This is a genomic window from Pseudoalteromonas sp. A3, assembly GCF_025942345.1.
GTDB classification, from domain to species: domain Bacteria; phylum Pseudomonadota; class Gammaproteobacteria; order Enterobacterales; family Alteromonadaceae; genus Pseudoalteromonas; species Pseudoalteromonas atlantica.
On the sequence record NZ_JAPCKL010000003.1, the window covers coordinates 189,860 to 209,782 of the forward strand.

At 41.6% G+C, this 19,923-nt stretch carries 14 protein-coding genes; 2 read left to right on the forward strand and 12 right to left on the reverse strand.

Annotated elements, in window-relative coordinates:
- Nucleotides 1-75: 75 nt before the first annotated feature.
- Complete coding sequence (locus OIZ54_RS06950) at nucleotides 76-1,800, reverse strand: sodium:solute symporter family protein (protein ID WP_004586075.1); 1,725 nt, start codon at nucleotides 1,798-1,800, stop codon at nucleotides 76-78.
- Between the two features lie 10 nt (nucleotides 1,801-1,810).
- On the reverse strand, nucleotides 1,811-2,074 hold the full coding sequence (locus OIZ54_RS06955) for a DUF4212 domain-containing protein (RefSeq protein ID WP_004586074.1): 264 nt from the start codon (nucleotides 2,072-2,074) through the stop codon (nucleotides 1,811-1,813).
- 392 nt (nucleotides 2,075-2,466) lie between these two features.
- Between OIZ54_RS06955 and OIZ54_RS06960 the strand changes: the two genes are divergently transcribed.
- Nucleotides 2,467-5,907, forward strand: coding sequence for a PAS-domain containing protein (locus OIZ54_RS06960; protein ID WP_264390038.1), 3,441 nt, complete (start codon nucleotides 2,467-2,469; stop codon nucleotides 5,905-5,907).
- 81 nt (nucleotides 5,908-5,988) lie between these two features.
- Here OIZ54_RS06960 and OIZ54_RS06965 read toward each other — a convergent pair whose 3' ends face one another.
- From OIZ54_RS06965 to OIZ54_RS06980, 4 genes are all read right to left on the reverse strand, one after another.
- Complete coding sequence (locus OIZ54_RS06965; protein ID WP_264390039.1) at nucleotides 5,989-8,706, reverse strand: DUF2339 domain-containing protein; 2,718 nt, start codon at nucleotides 8,704-8,706, stop codon at nucleotides 5,989-5,991.
- Nucleotides 8,707-8,882: 176 nt separating this feature from the next.
- A complete protein-coding gene (locus OIZ54_RS06970) occupies nucleotides 8,883-10,244 on the reverse strand; it encodes a DUF4397 domain-containing protein (RefSeq protein ID WP_024033201.1) in 1,362 nt (453 codons plus the stop codon).
- A 153-nt stretch (nucleotides 10,245-10,397) separates the two neighbouring features.
- A complete protein-coding gene (locus OIZ54_RS06975; protein WP_264390040.1) occupies nucleotides 10,398-11,303 on the reverse strand; it encodes a GGDEF domain-containing protein in 906 nt (301 codons plus the stop codon).
- 231 nt (nucleotides 11,304-11,534) lie between these two features.
- On the reverse strand, nucleotides 11,535-12,119 hold the full coding sequence (locus tag OIZ54_RS06980; RefSeq protein WP_264390041.1) for a YqaA family protein: 585 nt from the start codon (nucleotides 12,117-12,119) through the stop codon (nucleotides 11,535-11,537).
- A 189-nt stretch (nucleotides 12,120-12,308) separates the two neighbouring features.
- On the opposite strand from OIZ54_RS06980, the gene OIZ54_RS06985 reads away from it, so the two are divergent.
- Nucleotides 12,309-13,544 carry a TMEM143 family protein gene (locus OIZ54_RS06985; RefSeq protein WP_264390042.1) on the forward strand — a complete coding sequence of 412 codons (1,236 nt, stop codon included), beginning with the start codon at nucleotides 12,309-12,311 and terminating at the stop codon, nucleotides 13,542-13,544.
- Between the two features lie 284 nt (nucleotides 13,545-13,828).
- On the opposite strand, the gene csrA is transcribed toward OIZ54_RS06985, so the two are convergent.
- The 6 genes from csrA to OIZ54_RS07015 form a co-directional block, all read right to left on the reverse strand.
- Nucleotides 13,829-14,020: a carbon storage regulator CsrA gene (gene csrA, locus OIZ54_RS06990; RefSeq protein WP_004587515.1), complete on the reverse strand. Its 192-nt coding sequence runs from the start codon at nucleotides 14,018-14,020 to the stop codon at nucleotides 13,829-13,831.
- Between the two features lie 89 nt (nucleotides 14,021-14,109).
- A complete protein-coding gene (locus tag OIZ54_RS06995; RefSeq protein ID WP_054983851.1) occupies nucleotides 14,110-15,327 on the reverse strand; it encodes an aspartate kinase in 1,218 nt (405 codons plus the stop codon).
- A gap of 6 nt (nucleotides 15,328-15,333) precedes the next feature.
- The gene (gene alaS / locus OIZ54_RS07000; protein WP_055254821.1) at nucleotides 15,334-17,934 is read right to left on the reverse strand and encodes an alanine--tRNA ligase; all 2,601 of its coding nucleotides are present in this window, start codon (nucleotides 17,932-17,934) and stop codon (nucleotides 15,334-15,336) included.
- A 19-nt stretch (nucleotides 17,935-17,953) separates the two neighbouring features.
- A complete protein-coding gene (locus tag OIZ54_RS07005; protein ID WP_004587512.1) occupies nucleotides 17,954-18,406 on the reverse strand; it encodes a regulatory protein RecX in 453 nt (150 codons plus the stop codon).
- The gene (locus OIZ54_RS07010) at nucleotides 18,406-19,194 is read right to left on the reverse strand and encodes a BPSS1780 family membrane protein (RefSeq protein WP_004587511.1); all 789 of its coding nucleotides are present in this window, start codon (nucleotides 19,192-19,194) and stop codon (nucleotides 18,406-18,408) included. Before OIZ54_RS07010 ends, OIZ54_RS07005 begins: the two co-directional genes overlap by 1 nt.
- A gap of 80 nt (nucleotides 19,195-19,274) precedes the next feature.
- Nucleotides 19,275-19,898 carry a GTP cyclohydrolase II gene (locus OIZ54_RS07015; protein ID WP_024031598.1) on the reverse strand — a complete coding sequence of 208 codons (624 nt, stop codon included), beginning with the start codon at nucleotides 19,896-19,898 and terminating at the stop codon, nucleotides 19,275-19,277.
- Nucleotides 19,899-19,923: the final 25 nt, after the last annotated feature.

Below are 19,923 nucleotides of genomic sequence, written 5' to 3' on the forward strand. Positions count from 1 at the left end.
CTCATTATTTGAACAAATAAAAAGCCCGACTAAAGTCGGGCTTTTGGTGCTTTATTTTTAAGTAGGCTTAGCGCATTAATGTGCGTGTGCTTCACCTGACCCTTTAGGATTACGAATACCTTCCACCATTTGTTGTATTTCAAGCGGTGTCGATTTTGTTAATTTAAGTACGGTTGCAGCAACCACAAAGTTAATGATCATCCCTACTAAGCCAATTCCTTCGGGTGAAATACCTAAGAACCAATTTTCTGGGCTATTAAGCTCAGGGCTTACAAATTTAAAGAAGATAATATACGCAGCGGTAAAGCCTATACCGGTCACCATGCCAGCAATTGCGCCTTCTTTATTCATTGTTTTAGAGAATATCCCCATAATAATTGCCGGGAAGAAACTCGCCGCCGCTAAACCAAAGGCAAAGGCGACCACCGATGCAACAAACCCAGGCGGGTTAATCCCAAAGTAAGCCGATATAACAATGGCAATCATCGCGGCTAAGCGAGCAGCTAGTAGCTCTTGTTTATCGCTTATGTCGGGTTTAAGGGTGCGTTTAAGTAAATCGTGCGACACTGAGGTTGAAATAACCAGCAATAACCCTGCTGTGGTTGAAAGCGCAGCAGCAATACCACCGGCCGCAACTAATGCGATTACCCATGCTGGTAAATCAGCAATTTCAGGGTTAGCCAGTACCATAATATCGCGGTCTACTTTTACTTCGTTTGCGCTTGTTGGGTCTTCTACCTTGCCGGCGGTGTAAAACATTTTGCCGTCGCCGTTTTTATCATTAAAGGTAATTAAACCCGTACGCTCCCAGTTTTTGATCCACGCTGGTGCTTGAGCGTACTCTGTACCGCTACCATCTTTACCGTTAATGGTGTCAATCATGTTTACGCGTGCAAACGAGGCAACCGCCGGTGCAGTAGTGTAAACAATAGCAATAAATACCAGTGTCCACGCTGCTGAAATACGGGTATCTTTAACGCGTGGTACAGTGAAAAAGCGAACAATTACATGCGGTAAACCTGCAGTACCCACCATTAAAGCGCCGGTAATAGCAAATACGTCAATCATACTTTTAGAGCCTTCGGTGTATTGTGCAAAGCCCAGCTCTGCGCTTAACCCGTCTAGCTTATCAAGTACATACATGCCTGAGCCATCACTCAATGTGGCACCAAAGCCGGTTTGCGGGAAGAAGTGGCCTGTCATCATCATTGAAATAAAGATAGCGGGCACAAGGTAGGCAAACACAAGCACACAGTACTGCGCTACTTGCGTGTAGGTAATGCCTTTCATGCCGCCAAGTACCGCATAAAAGAATACAATCACCATTCCAATGTAAACACCGGTTTCAATTTCTACTTCTAAAAAGCGCGAAAATACCACCCCTACGCCACGCATTTGTCCAGCAATGTAAGTAAAACAAATAAAGATGGCACACAAAATAGCAACAACACGTGCTGTTTGTGAGTAGTAACGGTCGCCTATAAAGTCAGGTACAGTGAATTTGCCAAATTTACGTAAGTAAGGCGCTAAACACATAGCGAGTAATACATAGCCGCCAGTCCACCCCATTAAGTAAACACCGCCATCGTAACCTGCAAACGAAATAATACCCGCCATTGAAATAAACGACGCTGCGCTCATCCAATCGGCTGCGGTTGCCATACCATTGGCAAGCGGAGGTACGCCGCCCCCTGCCACGTAAAACTCATTTGTAGAGCCTGCACGCGCCCAAATTGCAATGCCGATATAAAGCGCAAAACTTAAACCAACAATTATAAATGTGAGTGTTTGAACATCCATTACCTAGCTCCTATTCGTCTACGCCGTATTTTTTATCTAACGTGTTCATTTTGAAAACGTAAACAAAAATCAAAGCTACAAAGGTGTAAATAGCGCCCTGTTGTGAAAACCAGAAGCCAAGTTTAAACCCAAAAAAACGTACTTCATTCAGTACATCTACCAGTAATATGCCAAAGCCAAATGAGACCACAAACCACACTGCTAGTAACTTAAACAGTAGTGAAATGTTTTCTGCCCAATAAGCTTTTGCTTGTTCTTCATCTTTAAAAGCCATTTTTATTTTCCCCTTTAAGCATTGCATAATTGCAATGAGTGGTTTTTTTATAGTCGGTTATTAATTTAGCAACGCGGCGTGAAGAGTGAAGTGAGACCATAGTCGTAACAGCTTATTAACGTTTACGTAAACTGCAAATGCAATTGTATTTAAAAACACAATTACACATAATTTTCAGTAAGTTAGCTTTTAACAAAGCGCGTTAATGGCAAAATTTAAGTGGCTTTGTGTAAAAATGCGACATTAGTCTAATAAATCATCAACAATATAAATAATCATTTAAAATCAACACAATAAAAACAACGTTAATATTTTGCATAAAATTGTGCACGCACACTTAAAGTTATCTCTGGTATTGTGTGTGGGTATAAATAATAAGGTTTAATAACAACATGACTGCTGTACTGATTTTTGTAGCATTAGGCTATATTGGGGTGCTGTTTTGGCTTGCTAATTGGGGCGATAAAACAACACCACTTGCTAAACGGATTAGCCATCATCCTTTTGTGTATTCGTTATCGTTAGGGATTTATTGTACCTCGTGGACGTACTATGGTTCGGTTGGTACAGCCGCCACCAGTAGTTGGAGCTATTTACCCATTTTATTGGGGCCTTCATTGTTGTTCTTTTTTGGCCAAGGCTTTTTACGCAAACTGGTATTAGTAAGTAAAAAACAAAACATTACCACCATTGCCGACTTTATTTCTGCCCGCTATGGTAAACGTCAAACCAGTGCAATACTGGTCACTGTTATTGCCCTACTTGCTACCATTCCCTATATTGCGCTGCAGTTAAAAGCACTCAGTACCAGCTTTTTGCTTTTGCAAAACAGCAATCAAATATCTGGCGAAATGCTTACCCTCACCGCCACGTTAATTATGGCGCTGTTTGCAATATTTTTTGGTACCCGTAAGGTAGATGTTACCGAGTACCGCTCTGGGCTTATGCTAGCAGTCGCCTTTGAGTCTATGATAAAGCTCATTGCGCTTATTGCCGTCGCTGGCTTAGCCTTGTACACCTTATTTAATTTACCCACCCTTAGCGGCGACAAAGTCACAGAGTCGATTTGGCAACACTGGGGCAACTTTAACTTTTTTAGTTTTAACTTTATTGGCCAGTCACTTATGGCTGCCGCGGCCATAATTTGTTTACCACGACAATTTCATGTCACCGTGGTAGATAACCAAGACAAACGCCATTTATTTACTGCTCGCTGGGCTTTTCCGCTGTATTTATTACTCACCGCCGCGATGATAATTCCTATTGCTACTGCCGCAATTCACCCAAGTATTGGTAGCAGTTTTTCACCCGACAGCTTTGTATTAGCGCTACCGCTTATTCACGACCAAGCTTTTTTAAGTACCTTTGTATTTATTGGCGGGCTTTCTGCAGCCACCGCCATGATAGTGGTGGCCACACTTACGCTTAGCACCATGATCTCTAACGATGTAGTGCTGCCGCTTATGCTACGCCGTAAATTTAAGCGCAACTTAATTACCAGCAGTTATAAATCGCAAATTTTATTAGTTAGGCGCTTTACCATAGCCGGCATACTTATATTGGCTTATTTTTATCAGCAATGGTTTGGCCATGGTAGTGCGCTGGCCAGTATGGGGCTGGTGGCATTTTCGTTAGTAACGCAGCTGCTCCCGGCTATTGTGGGCGGGCTTTACTGGCGAAAAGGCCATGCTTATGGTGTATATGCGGGGCTATTAGCGGGTTTTATTTGTTGGGTATTATTTTTAATGATGCCAATTTTAGATGCCGGCAGTGCCCTTGATAGCGAGCTTCAGCAAACCCTTATTACACGCGGCACTCTGATTGCCTTATTTGCTAACATTGGTTGTTATATTAGCTTTTCGTTAGGGGCAGAAGAGCGCTTGATAGATAAAATTCAGGCCGCTGCATTTGTTAACCCTAAGGATCAGGCTATTTTATCGCGCCGCTTAAACAAAAATGTTAAAGCCACGGTTTACGACTTTAAAATACTGCTGCAAACCTTTTTAGGTATTCAGCGCAGCCAACAAGTACTGGCGCACTTTTCACTTTCGCACCAGCTAAGTGACAATAATGCCCACCCCGAGCCCGAATTTATAGCCTACTGCGAGCGTGCGTTAACTGGGGTATTAGGGGCGTCTTCGGCGCAGGCGCTAATACGTACGGTTTCATCGGGTAAACGTATGGCCTTTGAAGAGGTGGTTAACTTTTTTGACGAAACCACACAAGCATTGCAGTTTAACCAAAACTTGCTGTATACCTCGCTCGAAAACTTAAGCCATGGTATTTCGGTGGTCGATAAAGACTTAAAACTGGTGGCATGGAATAAGCGCTACAGCCAAATGTTTGGCTACCCCGACGGCTTTTTAGAAGTGGGGCAACCCATTGAAGATATAATAAGGTACAACGCAGTACGCGGTGAATGTGGCCCAGGCGAAATAGAACGCCAAGTAGAAAAACGCGTTCAGCATTTAAAAAATGGTAGCTCGCATCACTTTATTCGCCACCGCCGTAATGGCCAAGTGTACGAAATGATAGGTAACCCCCTGCCCGATGGCGGCTTTGTAACGAGTTTTTCAGACATTACAAACCATATAAGTACGCAAAATGCGCTTGAAGAAATTAACATGGATCTTGAAAACCGCATTGAAGCGCGAACCCAAGAAGTGCAAACCATTAATAAAGATTTACAAGCACAAATAGATAGCCGAGTAAAAACAGAGCAAGCACTTACTTTAGCCAAGCGCGAAGCAGAGCAAGCCAACGACAGTAAAACGCGATTTTTAGCACTGGCTAGCCACGATATTTTACAGCCTCTTAACGCGGCGCGTTTATACCTTGCAGCCATTGATGAAAAGCAGCTTGATACAACTAACCAAAATAGCTTTAATAAGCTTGGCCACAGTTTAGACTCAACCGTGCATTTAATGTCGGCCTTACTAGAAATTGCCAAGTTAGAGCAAGGCGCAATGACCCCAACCCCTCGGCACTTTTGTATAAACGATATACTTATGCCACTGCAAAGCGAGTACGCTATTTTATCAAGCGATAAAGGCTTAAAACTAACCGTGCGTTCAAACGCACAAATTGTGCATAGCGACATTACCTACTTGCGCCGAATTATACAAAACTTAGTGTCTAATGCGGTTAAATACACTGAAACAGGGCGAGTATTAATAGCGTGCAGAAACCGTAAACATAATTTACGTATAGAAGTATGGGACACCGGCCCAGGTATTAGCCAAATAGAACAAGCTAAAATATTTAACGACTTTTACCGTATAGAAGCCGGTGATAACAAAGGCGTTGGTTTAGGGCTTGGCGTTGTAAAACGTATGGCCGATTTACTTAGCTTAGAGCTTGATGTGCACTCAGAGCCCGGTAAAGGCAGCCGCTTTAGTATTGAAGTCCCCTATGGCGATGCGCAGTTTGTACAACAAAAAGCAACGGCCAGCAGTTTAGTAGAAAACCGCGACGCGATTAACATAGTCGCGGTAGACGATGACCCCGAAAACCTAGCAGCAATGGCCAGTTTACTTAAAAAGTGGCAAGCCAATTACACCTTGTTTGACGATGTAAATAAAGTACTCGCGCACGCTAAACAGCACGCAGCGCCCGATGTGATTTTAATGGATTACCAATTAGGTAATGATTGCGATGGTATTTCGCTTATAAAAACACTGCGTGATATATGGCAAAGCGAAGTGCCCGCCATACTTATAACTGCCGTACGCGACACCGAGCTTAAACAAGAAACCAAAGCGGCTAATATTCATTATTTAAGTAAGCCTATTAAGCCAGGTAAGCTTAAAGCTTTACTTAATCACAGCACGTAATAGCCAATTGGCAGCAAAAAATAAGCCCAGTATTAGCTGGGCTTATTTATGTGCTTAACAAAGCGTTGGAACCCTAAATTATTAGGCTGGTTTGGCTTGGCTTCGCAGTTTTTGAAATAACCAACTAAGCCCCACTAACGACAAGCCTAAGCCAATAAACGACAGCGCTTTTAAAAGTCCCGTTAAATTAGCCATGTCCACTAAGAATACTTTTAAAATAACGGCTGCCAATAATCCTAACCCTATTTTTTGGATTAATAGCTGATTTTTTAAATGCCCTAGCACCACAGTAATAGCCCCTAACACAAGCCAAATAACCGAGTAGCTATAAAGCTCTGCGTTGCTTGCACCTGTTGATAAGTAAATATAAGGGCCTTGCCAGTATTGGCGTATAAAGCCATTAATTGCCAACACACTCAATACACCCGCTACAGTGAGTATAAATGGCGCAGCTTTTGTATACAGCGGTTTAATTAACGTATAAAGCCAAAGCACGAGCCCCGCAGGCACTAACCAAAGCAAAAATAGCCAATTAAATACAAAATATTCGCCAATATAAATAGAGCTTAAAAATGGGTTGGCGTTTAGTAAGATACTCAGTGCAGTAACACCCGCAGCACCTGCCAATGCCATGCCTGCCACTTGGTATAATTTAGCTAAGCTACCGGCAATACGAGCACGGTGTAAATATACACAACCCAGTGCAAGCCAATTACAGGTGAGTAAAGCTTGTTCGTAAAAGCTCAAAGAATCAAACTGCGGATAGTGCCCTACCAGTTGATAGCTGGTTTCGGTGGTAATAAATAACGCCAAGCAATGCAGTGCTGCGCCTTCAAGCCAAACTTTTAACTGCGATGCGTTAAAGCATTTGGCTGCAGTGTAAAATAACACCACACACAAAGGATAAACGACTAAGCTCCAGTGTACACCCAATACACTAAGCGCCTCGTAACTTGGGGTCCACGGTGACAGTGTTAGGCGAAGTAGTAATGCAGCCACCAGCGCTTTAATAGGCCAATGTGGCATAGGCACCCGATAGCGGTTTATTAACACGCTAATAAGTAAAACTTGAATAGCCAGTGCAATGGTTAGACCGCTGTCATTTAATAACATAGTGATAGCAAGCGTGATGTTGGCATTTGCCCCCACCCAATATGTAAAGCGCTGAAAAAGCGTTGCGCCACCTATTGCGCACTTAATTAAAATGGCGCTACTTGTAAGTAGTATCACTGCCCACAATGGATAGGCTGTGGCCAACGCATGGTTTGGGATTATAGCGTATAAGGTGGCAATCATTATAAATACGCTAAACGAGGCAGTAATATGAAAAGCCAATCGTTTAGGTTGCCACTTTATACCAAAATAAAGCCCATATACGCTCAGCGCTAACCCTAAAAATATAGCGCCACCATATTGGTGCCTAAATATAAATAGCGAGTCAGAATAATCAACATAATAGGAAGGCGTGCTTAATAGCCAGAGTACAGCTATTAACATCGCCACCCCTTGCCATAAATCCCAGCGGCTATTTTTAAGCACTAAAAACAGCAGTGTTAATATGCTTAACGCATTTATTATTTGCCACTGTAAGTAGTTAGTACTATCAAAAAGCATAGCCAGTAACAAAGGGACAATACAGGCAAGCATTAAAGGGTTACTAGGGAGTGCGCTTATTAGGCGCTTTAAACTATGTGGGCGAGTTTCAACCACCGCAAGTTTTAACCCCAAGCGTGGCACGGCAATTAAACCAATAATACTTAATAGCCCATACGTGCCCATAAGCCAAATGGTGCTGCTGTTAGCTAAAGTAAAGCCAACAACATACCAGCTCAAATGCCCCGCCCAAAGTAAATACCACAGCCATGCACGCTGTACTTTATGCGCGACCAGCGCAGCAGATAAGCTCACAAACCCAATGTACATATAAAGCGCAAATAAATTATTGCTGCCGGTATTAATCAGCACGGGGACACAATAAGCACCAATAATACCTAGTACGGCCAATACTGGGCCAAGCATTATTGCCATAGCGCTCGCACTGATGGCAATAACCCCAAGTACAACAAATGCTGTTAAAGGGCTGATCATGTTATAGCTGCTATACGCTAATAAGGTCAGTGCAAAGCACGTAATAAAACCCCCACTGGCAAGCGCTGCAGGTATATAGTTATTAAACCCTTCAAATACACTATTTTTGTAATGCATATAAGCTGCGGCTGCAATTAAGCCACCACCAAATAAACCGCCTAGAGTTAATCGCATTGCAGGAGAGAGCAACCCGGCTTCTAAACTGTACTTTGCTAAAAATATACCGCCTAGCGCCAATGCGATTGCGCCTATCCAGGTCATCCAGTTTTGTTCAAAGTCGCTACGCAGTTTTTCAAAAAAAGAAGTTAAAAGTGTGGGTTTGAGATTTTTACTGCCTTGCTTATGCTTACTGGCAGAAGCATTACCGGGAGGCTTTATTGCTGAAGCTGGCGTTTTTACCTGCCCACGAGGCTTACTTGGCTGATTGGATTGATTAGGACTAACTTGATTAAAAGTCGCCTCATTGCTATTTGTTTGAGCCGTGTCTGCATGTTCAGCTGTGGAGCAATCGGTGCTTTTATCGGTGCTTTTATCGGCGTTTTCAGCGTGGCTTTGTGCGTTGTTAGCTAATTCTAAACTAAGTACTTTTGCTTTTAATTGGGCAATTTCTTGCTTTAAATTACTAAGCTGTGCAATTGCGACAATACCGCAAATAGCACCGGCCATTATTGCAAATGCAAATAAACCCACTATTCCTAAAAACTCATCCATGGCACGCTCTTTTTATTTATTATGTTATGAGTGTACCTAAAATTTTTAAAAGTTATAGCAATCTGCTTATATATGGGTTTATTTAATGTAAACAAAATCACGCTACAGCCAGGCAAAAAAAAGCCCCAAACAATAATGCTTAGGGCTTTTACTTTCTAGAACGTGTTACATGTTACTTATTCTACGCTGTCTGTAATTGTGCGCGTTACACTCATTTTAAAGCCTGAACTGGTTGTCTCATCGTGCTCTAAAATTAAGATATAGTTACCTTCTTCGGTAAAATCTATATCGCTTTGTTGAATTAACACTATTTGTTGGCCGTTATCTTCGTATACGGCATACACAGTGTAAGCTTCATCATCTACATCAATTTCTTCTTGATCGTATCTATCTAAGCCATCAATTACATTGGTGGCGTCATCAACAGTTTCACCATTTAAGGTAAAGTACACGTCAACTTCGCTTACTGTTTGCCCTGCGTAGCTTTCAATTAGGTTAACAACCGAAATAGTATGGCTGTAGCTGCTAGGTGTTAGGTTTTCCTCAACACTCATCATGCGTAAACCATTATCGACATCGTTGTAAAAAACGCCTACCGCACTTTGCTCGCGCTCTAGGGTCATTAAAAAGTTATCGGCAAGCTTAGTGCCCTCTTCGTCGTACATTGCAACGCTGTAACTGTTTGGCGAAAGCTCAACGTAATCGGTGTAGGTATCGCTTGCGACCGTATTGGTATCGTTAACTGTGGTGCCACGGGTCGTGCTAAAGCTAACTGGCGAGTAATCGTCAACGGTATTTATAAAGCGCAATTGGCCTAACGCTGATTGGTGCTTTAGTGCTGTAACATAGTTATTGTCAGTCACAATATCGAGCGTGATACCGTTTTCTTCTGTTGCATAGCTTGGGCGGATCATGGCTACGTAGCTTTCTTCATCGTAAAAATAAACCGACTCCGACTCATACACTACATCAGTGCTACCTGCCTCAGTGATATAAATTGTGTAGTAACCCTCATCAAGGGTTTGTAAATCTAGCTCACTTAAATACTGTGTTGATGTAAATAGTTCAGCACTTTCAAATACGCCATCATCGGTTGCTAGGTAAATATCGTAGCTAGTGTCTTCACTGGTGATATTGTAAAAACCTAAGTTAAACTCATCTGTATCACTTGAAATGGGCACACTTAGCTCTGTGAACGTAGGTTCGTCAAAGTTACCGCTCATTACAATTAGTTCGGTTTTGTCACCTTTGATTGATACTTCTTGTTCGCTAATTGTAATGTAGCTGTCGTTTGCATCTAAGTATTCAAAGCTTAAATCGTAAGTGCCGGTGCTGTAATTATGACGCGTGGTTACATCAGCAAAATCAGTGCCTGAGCGCTCAGTTTCGTCTACAAATAAACGCGTATAAGGGCTGTTATAAGAGCCATTATATAATTGTACGTAGCCTGTATCACTTGAGCCGTCGCTGCCGCCACAACCAACTAGAATAGACATTAAACTTAGAGGTAAAGCAGCTTTCAACAGAGAGTTGGTCATTAAAGTTTCCTTATTATTAAAATCACTATTATGACTTCTTTGCTGCATTTTAATTTCATAGTTTACAAAGTATTACCCTCGCTGACAGTTCTTTACGAAAACGTTTAAAAGTGTAATAAATGTGCAAATAATAAGGATATTTGCGTAGAAAGCTTAAGGGGCTATTTTATATTGATCTCGGCCATTATTTTTAGCAACGTATAAAGCCATGTCTGCCCGCTTCATTACCTTGTCGAGGGGCTCGTTAGCGCTTTGCAGCGCCATACCAATACTTACGGTAAGCTGTTTGACCTGTTTAACTTTAATATTGTGTGCAATGTCTATTAGTTGCCCACAAAATTCAGCCGCTTGGCTTATATTACCGGTAGGCAAATAGCCGCCAAACTCCTCACCGCCTAAACGAGCAAATACTGCATTATTAACAAATGCACTATTATACTTAGTAGCTAACTGCTGGAGCACTAAGTCACCCTCATCATGGCCAAACTCATCATTAATAGCCTTAAAATGATCAATATCTATAATTAAAATAACGTAAGGCGTACTAGGGGCAGTTTTAACATGCCGATAAAAATAGCGTCTATTATGTACTTGTGTAAGATCGTCCGTTATCAACTCGTGCGCTAAACGGTTATGTATACTTTGTACAAAACGCATGGTCTTAAATAACCCATAGGCGGTAAAAAGCATTCCCATGGTTCTGCATAAGTCTTCAAAATAAACACTCATCCAATAAGGCTGCACAACCAATTCATCTATTACATCAGCCGTTGTACCCATACTCCATAGCAATAAACCTAAAGTAGAAAACACGTACGCTTGTTTTGAAAGCTCAGAGCATTGCACTATCCAAAATAAAAATACGAGCACGATGAGATTGCAAAAATCGGTAGTAAAACCATACACATTGTTTTGCACGTTTAAAGGGGGGAAAGTATTTAAAGCATAAAGTGAAAAAACAATAATGTAGAGAAGTAACGCTATACTTACCGCCTTATTTATCCAACTCATTTTATAAAAGTTAGACAGCCTAACGGTAAGTTTTACAGTTTCAATCATAGGGTGGCGCTTTTTAATGCGTTATTAACAAACTATAGCACACCAGAAAAAACCGTTATAAAAGGTTACCTTACCCTGTACTTTCTGGGTTATTTCACCACCTTGAATACAAAGAGTTGAGCAAAGCAGACACAAATACAATGCAAAGCTACAAACCCACATTTGCATTAGTGCCTACACAGTTTTAGTCGCGCTGAGCAGCTTACTTACCTATACCAACCAAGCATAAAACTATATTAGAGTGCTAAGGCCCCATAAAGCCAATATTAAAATAGTAATAGCAATCATCGCTTTAGTTTTGTGTTTACTGATTATTTGCTCGGCTTTATTACCTGCGTAATATACAACAACAGCTAAACTAAAATAGCGAATTGAACGAGCAATACCAGAGGCTAATAAAAACAAACCAATAGAGTATTTCGTAGCCCCAGCGGCAAGCATCGCAATTTGAAACGGAATGGGCACAATGCCCAGCGTCATTACAAACCAAAACCCTTGATTTTGCATTTGCTGCTTTACATTTTCAAACTGCTCTTGGCTCGAAAACATTTCAATAACCCAGTCACCTATCGCGTCAAATAAATAATAACCCAGCGCATAACCAAATAAAGCACCAATCACGCACCCAACTGTTGCCATAAGCGCTATTAACCAAAGCTTTTCACGACGTGCTTGCATAAGAGGCACAAGCACTGCTTCAAGCGGAATAGGGACTATTGTAGATTCTAAAAACGACGCTACGGTAATGCCTGTTAGCATATGTTTAGAATCTATAAAGTGCCGTGTTTTTTCTTTTAGTTTTTTTTGAATAGCCATGTAAATCCTTTTTTGCTTGTGATGATAAGCCGTTGCTCAATGGGTTAATTCTTACATATTTACGTTAATACACGCTGAAAACAGTTAAAGATTTAACACCTATATAACTGTTAACAAATTAGCAATATTTATAAGAATATTTTATTATGTGCCCATGCAGTTAAATACCTACCAAAGCAGTTAAAATTTATGCAAAGTGCACGTTTTATTCCCTTTAGAAAACAAGATATTGTTGATATGTGCAGTGCTGAGCTCACAAACAACTTAGAGCAAACATCGTTTAAACAATTTTGCGATTTATTAGCAAGCCTTATCCATTACGATTACCATTCAACACTTGAGTCGCTCAAAAATAACTACGCGCCCTTTGATCCCAATAGCGATACGCGATCTTTAGCGCCAGTATCAGCTGATCAAAAAGCGCAGTGCCAACGCGAATTTGCTAAAGATTTTGCTAAGGTACTTAATGCAGCTAACTTTGAAGTGATCACCCATCAAGACCTGCAAGATGCACTCAACGAAGAGTCACTATTTAAAGTACGCCTTGAGGTAGAGTTTGACGACTTTGAAGAAGTGGTTTTTTACCGCCGTGGCGAATCACAACTCACTGAAACCATAACCAGCTTTTGGGGCTTGCGTAAAAAGCCCCTGCACTTTACCAATTACGACCGCGTTGCAGTGTTTATTCGCTTTAAAGATAAAGCCTACTTTGAGGCTAAAAATAAAACGCCTTTAGGGTTTGAACCAAGCTCTACCATAGTTAAGCTGTTTCAAAATGTACCCAAAGCCGACCTTGAAATGCTATTTCCAAATAGCGAAGTACGTATGCGCCCTATAGATAAAGTGATTATTGGCTCATCGGCTTTAGTAGGCGGTGCTGTGGTATTAATCACTAAGCTTGGCGCATCTATTTTATTGTTATTTGCTTTATTTGCTTTTTGGGGTGGCTTTAGAAGTGAAGCCGTAGAAATGACCCAACAACACTTTATTACCTTTGCTATTGGAATGGGGGTTTTTGGCAGCTTTATTTTTAAAGAGTGGAGTAAATTTAAAAACCGTAAAATTAAATTTATGAAAGCGCTAAGCGATAACCTCTACTTTAAAAATCTAGATAACAACGCCGGTGTTTTTCATACCCTTATAGACGCCGCCGAAGAAGAAGACATAAAAGAAGCCCTGCTTGCCTATACGTTTTTACTAAAATCAGAAAGTGGCTTAAGCGCACAAATGCTTGATGAGCAAATAGAGGCGTGGTTTAAAACAAAGTATAAGTGCGAACTCGACTTTGAAATTAGCGATGCGCTTGAAAAGCTCACTCGGATGCGTTTAGTAACCTGCACTAACGATGTGTATAGTGCAATAAATTTAGATCATGCAAAAACTATTTTGGATGAGCGCTGGGATAATCTTTTTCAATATAATTAAATAGCCTTTAAGGCGGTTAGCTAGATTTAGATTCGGGGATTAGCCAATCTTACTCAAAGTACCTTAACTTTAATTTATGCTTTAGCATATTGTATTTTATGATAGCTTATATATTGCCTGAGATAGGTTAGTTTCGCCTATCACCTTGTAAATTAAATACTTTCTATACAAAATTCATTGAATAGAGCTTGACGTAATAGAGCAAGCTAAGAACAAAAAAAAGCCACTCAGTGAGTGGCTTTTGGTATAGCTAAGTGCATTACTCAGCTAAGTATACGTGTTGATTAAGCATTGCCCGGATTAGGGTTAGACTTTTCAGCTTGTATACGCATGTAAATCTCTTCACGATGCACTGAAACGTCTTTAGGTGCGTTAACACCAATTCGAACTTGATTTCCTTTAACACCTAATACAGTAACAGTTACTTCGTCACCAATCATTAGGGTTTCACCTACTCTACGAGTTAGTATTAGCATTCTCTTGCTCCCATGTTCCAATAAATTATAAGATTCCGCTTGACCATTTTAATGAAAAATTGATTGAAAAGTAAGTAAAAACTCCCAAACTATCCATTTTCTGTTAAAAATTCTGAGTGTAACGCTCTTACTGCTAGTTCTAAATACTTCTCGTCAATTAAAACCGATACCTTGATTTCTGACGTCGATACTAAAACTATGTGTATACCTTCTTGCGCCAATGCATCAAAAAATTGATGCGCTACACCACTGTGAGACTTCATTCCTATGCCAACAGCCGACACTTTTGCAACTGTTGTATCACTAGAAATGCTATCAGCCTGCAGATTTACCTGTTGTTGAGTTAGTAAATCGTGTGCTTGCAAATAGTCATTTGAATGCACAGTAAAAGCATAGTCTATTTTTTCAAAGTTATGATTAACTTGACTAATCATATCTATTTCGATGCCATTTTCTGCAAAAAGTTTCAAAATTTTTGTAAGAGAATGAACACAGTATGGTACGCCATGTACCTTTATCAAGCATTCGTCACGATTAAACGCAATCCCCGACACAACCTTAGTTGGCATATCGCTCTCCTCAAAACTTATTAGCGTTCCTTCATCGGGCTCAAAACTCGAAAGCACCCTTAGCGGCATTTTATGATTACCAGCCGACTCAACAGCACGAATATGCAATACTTTTGCGCCTAAGCTTGCCAGCTCTAGCATTTCGGCAAACGTTACATGACGCATTCGCTGTGCGTTTGGTTCTACACGAGGATCAGTAGTGTATACGCCATCAACGTCGGTATAGATCTGACATTCATCGGCTTTTATTGCCGCGGCTATTTCTACCGCAGAGGTATCGGTGCCGCCGCGTCCAAGGGTTGTAATATTGCCCTCTACATCGCGCCCCTGAAAACCGGCAATAATTGCAATCCGATTATGCTCAAGCTCATGCTTTAAACGCGTCGCAGCAACCTCTTCAATACGGGCTTTACCAAACATGTTATCGGTTTGAATATTAACCTGATCGGCTAGTAGGCTTACAGCCGAATGGCCACGTTTTATAATAGCCATAGCAAGGAGCGAAACAGAAACCTGTTCTCCAGTGCTAATAAGTACGTCTAATTCTCGGCTACTCGGGCGAGTATCTATTTGCTTGGCGAGGTTAATTAAGCGGTTGGTTTCTCCCGACATGGCCGAAAGAACCACAACCACTTGATGACCTTGCTGCTTAGTTTTAACAACAAGGTCGGCGACCGCTTCTATTCGCTCAATAGAGCCAACCGAAGTGCCGCCAAACTTTTGGACAATAAGTGCCACGTAAGCTTAAACTTTCTCGCTTACCCAGGCTGTCACGCTTTCAAGCGCGGCGTTTAGGTTTTCAGGCTGTGAACCACCCGCTTGTGCCATATCAGGACGACCGCCCCCTTTACCGCCTACTTGGCCTGCCATGTGGTTTACAAGCTCACCGGCTTTAACTTTACCGGTTAAATCTTTCGTTACACCGGCAATTAGGCTTACTTTTTCGCCGCTGGCAACACCCAGTGCAATAACACCTGAGCCAATCTTGTTTTTAAGATCGTCAACCATGCCACGAAGCGCTTTAGACTCAGTTCCTTCAACGTTTGCCACTAGTAACTTAACGCCATTAATTTCAACAATCGAATCAAGTAAAGACGCACCCGCTGCACTGGCTAGCTTATCGTTAAGCTGTGCAATTTGCTTTTCAAGGCCTTTAGACTTTTCAAGCAGCGCAGTTACTTTTTCAAGTACCGATGCGCTATCACCTTTTACCAGCGCTGCTACATCGTTTAGCTGTTTTTCTTGCTCGCTTACATACGCCACTGCATCTGCGCCTGTTACTGCTTCAATACGGCGTACGCCTGCAGCAATACCGCTTTCAGATACAATTTTAAATAAGCCAATATCACCCGCGCGCTCTACGTGCGTACCGCCACACAGTTCAATTGAGTAATCGCCAATGGTTACTACGCGTACTTCATCGTCGTACTTTTCGCCAAACAGCGCCATTGCCCCTTTTGCTTTAGCGTCATCAATCGCCATAAGCTCAGTGTTTAGGGCAAAGTTACGACGAATTTCATCGTTAACTACACGCTCAATTTCACGTAGCTCGTCTTTAGTAACCGCTTCAAAGTGCGAGAAGTCAAAACGTAAACGCTCAGGCTCAACCAGTGAGCCTTTTTGGCTTACGTGTTCACCTAATAGTTGGCGCAGTGCTTCGTGTAAAATATGCGTAGCTGTGTGATTTTTCTTAATGCGTTCACGGCGTGCATCATCAATAGTGGCATCTACTTTATCGTTAACCGCAATGCGCCCTTGTACGCTACCGTGGTGCGCAAACGCATTACCCAGTTTAGTAGTGTTAGTCACAGTAAACTCGCCACCTGCAACGGTAATAGTACCGGTATCGCCTGTTTGGCCACCAGATTCAGCATAAAATGGCGTATGGTTAAGTACAACAATGCCTTGTTGGCCGTCTTCTAAAATAGAAACCGACTCACCATTTGCAAACACTTCTACTACTGTAGCGCTGTGATGTGTGCTGTCGTAGCCTTTAAACTCAGTGTGTTTTTCTGACTTTAATTGCTCGTTGTAATCGGCACCAAATTTACCAGCTTGCTGCGCTGTTTTACGCTGTACAGCCATGCACTCTTCAAAGCCAGCATGGTCTATTGTCATTTGGCGTTCACGGGCTACATCGGCCGTTAAATCAGCAGGGAAACCATAGGTGTCGTATAATTTAAATACTAAATCACCAGGAATAACATCGCCTTTAAGCTCGCTTAGGCTTTCTTCTAAAATAGCTAAGCCACGCTCAAGGGTTTTACCAAATTGTTCTTCTTCAATGCGCAGTACTTTTTCGATAATTTCTTGCTGCTTTGCAAGCTCTGGGTAAGCTTGGCCCATTTGTTCAATAAGCGCTGCAACCAGTTTATAGAAAAACGCACCTTGTGCACCAAGCTTGTTACCATGGCGTACTGCACGACGAATAATACGACGCAATACATAACCACGGCCTTCGTTTGACGGCATAACACCATCAGAAATTAAAAACGCACACGAACGAATATGATCCGCAACAACGCGTAGCGACTTATCGTTTAAATCTTGTGCGTTAGTTACACTTGCCGCAGCTGCAATTAAGCCTTGGAACAAGTCGATTTCGTAGTTTGAATGCACGCCTTGTAAAATAGCAGCAATACGCTCAAGGCCCATACCTGTATCAACAGATTGTTTAGGCAGCGGCTCCATAGTACCGTCGCTTTGACGGTTGTACTGCATAAATACAAGGTTCCAAATTTCGATAAAGCGGTCGCCATCTTCTTCAGGCGAGCCCGGAGGACCACCCCAAATGTGCTCACCGTGATCATAAAATATTTCAGAACACGGACCACACGGGCCAGTATCGCCCATTGACCAAAAGTTATCTGAGGTAGCAATACGAATAATACGATCTTCGCTTAGGCCAATATCATTGTGCCAAAAGCCAAATGCATCTTCATCGTCGTGGTAAATAGTAACAAGTAGTTTTTCTTGTGGTAATTTAACAACCTCAGTTAAAAACTCCCACGCAAACTTAATAGCGTCTTGTTTAAAGTAATCGCCAAAACTAAAGTTACCTAGCATTTCAAAAAATGTATGGTGACGCGCTGTGTAACCTACGTTTTCTAAATCGTTATGTTTACCACCAGCACGCACACAACGCTGTGCACTTGTAGCACGCGTGTAAGGGCGAGTTTCGGCGCCTAAAAACACATCCTTAAAAGGAACCATGCCGGCATTGTTAAATAACAACGTGGCATCGTTACCCGGAATAAGTGAAGCCGATTGGACAATTTGGTGCTGTTTGCTGGCAAAAAAGTCTAAAAACTGTTGCCTAAGTTGTGCCGTAGTCATGTGCTGCATGTGAAAATCTCACCTGTATTTACTGTGCTTGCATTGCAAAATCAATTTGTTCGTAGCTAAATCCTCGGTACATTAAGTAGCGCACGCGCTTAGCTTTATCTTTGTACTCGAGGTTGGCCGGTGTAGTTGAATACTTTTTGTTGTACGCTTCCTGCGCAAGCTCAAACCAGTCTATTTCAAGCTCTTCAACCACTCTTTCAAGTAGTGAACGGTCAATCCCTTTGCCTATGGCTTCGCTTTGAATGCGCTTTAAGCCATGGCCTTTAAAAATGTGTTTTCTGACAAACCCTTCGCAATAACGTTGCTCGTTAATAAAATTGTGCTCTTCGCACCAATTAAGCAGGGTTTCTATAAACTCGTCGCTGGCTTCTTTTTGCTGAAGCTTAAAGGTTAACTCACGGCGCGAATACTCTTGGCGCCCAAGTAACCACAGTACATAGTTTTTAAGTTTTTGTTTTAACTTATCATCCATTAAGCGTCAAAGCGCCCGCTTTGTTCACTGCTAAGTGGTTTAACATTGCTATCGTCACTTGGCGGTACAACTGGCATAAAAATAGCCTGATAAGATACAAAGAAACTAATGTAGCAAATTGGCATTAAAATCAACAGCGGTAAGAACGATAAGAACATAGAAAGCGCCATAAATAACACACAAATAATGCCAAAAACACTCAATGCGAACAGGTTATGATAAAAAACCAATAACGAATTTTTAAGCGCCGTTAAAATGCGTTTTTCTTTACTAAAGTAAATAAGCGGTACCGCGTAAGCAAACGCCATTAAATACACCGCCATTGCCACTAAAAATAGCACCACACTGGCGCCCGAAATACTATTTAAGGTTTGCTCAAGCGCAATGTTAGGATCAAGCCCCTCTTGGCTCATAATAGCCACCGCATCGGCAAATAGGCCATTAGCTAATAAGGCCATTAAAATACCCGCCCCCATTTGGTAAAGCGCTAAACGTAGTAGTCCTAAACGGTTACCTTTTGCGCTAAAGGGTTTGAGTATGTCGGCGAGCATAATTTTACCGCCCTGCTGCTTGCTAAGCACCGCTTGGTAAAAACCAGCGGTTAAAAAAGGCGTAGCAAGTGCCGCAACAACTTGCAGCAAAGGTAAAAATAACGACAGTATGCCCACTATGCCTATTAATAAGTGCATAACTACAAAGGTAAATGGCTGGGTTTTAAAAATATGCCAACCGGCTTTAAACCACTTTAGCCCGGCATCGGCTTTAAAAATTCGTAATTCGTTAGACATACTGGCTCTTAAATTAAACAAAACACGCCAAGTATAACTTGGCGTGAGGGGGGATTAACAGACACTACATGATTAAATAGTTAAGGTTTTTTAATTTTTTTAATATCTAACATATGTGCGCCGTGTTTTATTTTGGTTTCTAGGTAAGCTTTGTTACCTGTAAGGCCTGCTTTAATATGCGCATGGGTACCAATAACGGTGTCTACTTCAATGCCGGCATCTTTTAATGCATTAAGCTTTTTAGGGTTATTGGTCATTAATTTAACGTGGCTTAAATTAAGTGCGTTGAGCATTAATACCGCGTCCGAAAAATCACGTAAGTCGTCAGCAAAACCTAAGTGATTATTAGCCTCGTAAGTGTTCATACCTTGAGATTGCAGCACGTAAGCATCAATTTTATTATATAAACCAATACCTCGGCCCTCTTGGCGTAAATACAATAACACCCCGCCTTGCTCGTGCATCATTTCAATACACTCATTTAACTGCTCGCCACAATCGCAGCGCGATGAATGAAACACATCACCGGTTAAACACTCAGAGTGCATGCGAATAAGCGGCACATTTTGATTTACATCAGCATTGTTAAATACAAACGCAACGTGTTCTTGGCCGTCTTTTAAGCCACTAAAAGACACTATTTCTGCGGGAATATCACTATTTTTGCCAACATTAAGCTGGGCTCTTGCTCTTACTTGCGCCACGACAAATCCAAATAATTAAATAACT

What these genes read in the sequence shown, in the direction of transcription:
- OIZ54_RS06975 (WP_264390040.1), bottom strand. Translation starts at nt 11,303, where the DNA reads ATGATTGAAACTGTAAAACTTACCGTTAGGCTGTCTAACTTTTATAAA.
- OIZ54_RS06965 (WP_264390039.1), bottom strand. Translation starts at nt 8,706, where the DNA reads ATGGATGAGTTTTTAGGAATAGTGGGTTTATTTGCATTTGCAATAATG.
- OIZ54_RS06950 (WP_004586075.1), bottom strand. Translation starts at nt 1,800, where the DNA reads ATGGATGTTCAAACACTCACATTTATAATTGTTGGTTTAAGTTTTGCG.
- OIZ54_RS07005 (WP_004587512.1), bottom strand. Translation starts at nt 18,406, where the DNA reads ATGGATGATAAGTTAAAACAAAAACTTAAAAACTATGTACTGTGGTTA.
- alaS (WP_055254821.1), bottom strand. Translation starts at nt 17,934, where the DNA reads ATGCAGCACATGACTACGGCACAACTTAGGCAACAGTTTTTAGACTTT.
- OIZ54_RS06955 (WP_004586074.1), bottom strand. Translation starts at nt 2,074, where the DNA reads ATGGCTTTTAAAGATGAAGAACAAGCAAAAGCTTATTGGGCAGAAAAC.
- csrA (WP_004587515.1), bottom strand. Translation starts at nt 14,020, where the DNA reads ATGCTAATACTAACTCGTAGAGTAGGTGAAACCCTAATGATTGGTGAC.
- OIZ54_RS07010 (WP_004587511.1), bottom strand. Translation starts at nt 19,194, where the DNA reads ATGTCTAACGAATTACGAATTTTTAAAGCCGATGCCGGGCTAAAGTGG.
- OIZ54_RS06970 (WP_024033201.1), bottom strand. Translation starts at nt 10,244, where the DNA reads ATGACCAACTCTCTGTTGAAAGCTGCTTTACCTCTAAGTTTAATGTCT.
- OIZ54_RS06985 (WP_264390042.1), top strand. Translation starts at nt 12,309, where the DNA reads ATGCAAAGTGCACGTTTTATTCCCTTTAGAAAACAAGATATTGTTGAT.
- OIZ54_RS06960 (WP_264390038.1), top strand. Translation starts at nt 2,467, where the DNA reads ATGACTGCTGTACTGATTTTTGTAGCATTAGGCTATATTGGGGTGCTG.
- OIZ54_RS06980 (WP_264390041.1), bottom strand. Translation starts at nt 12,119, where the DNA reads ATGGCTATTCAAAAAAAACTAAAAGAAAAAACACGGCACTTTATAGAT.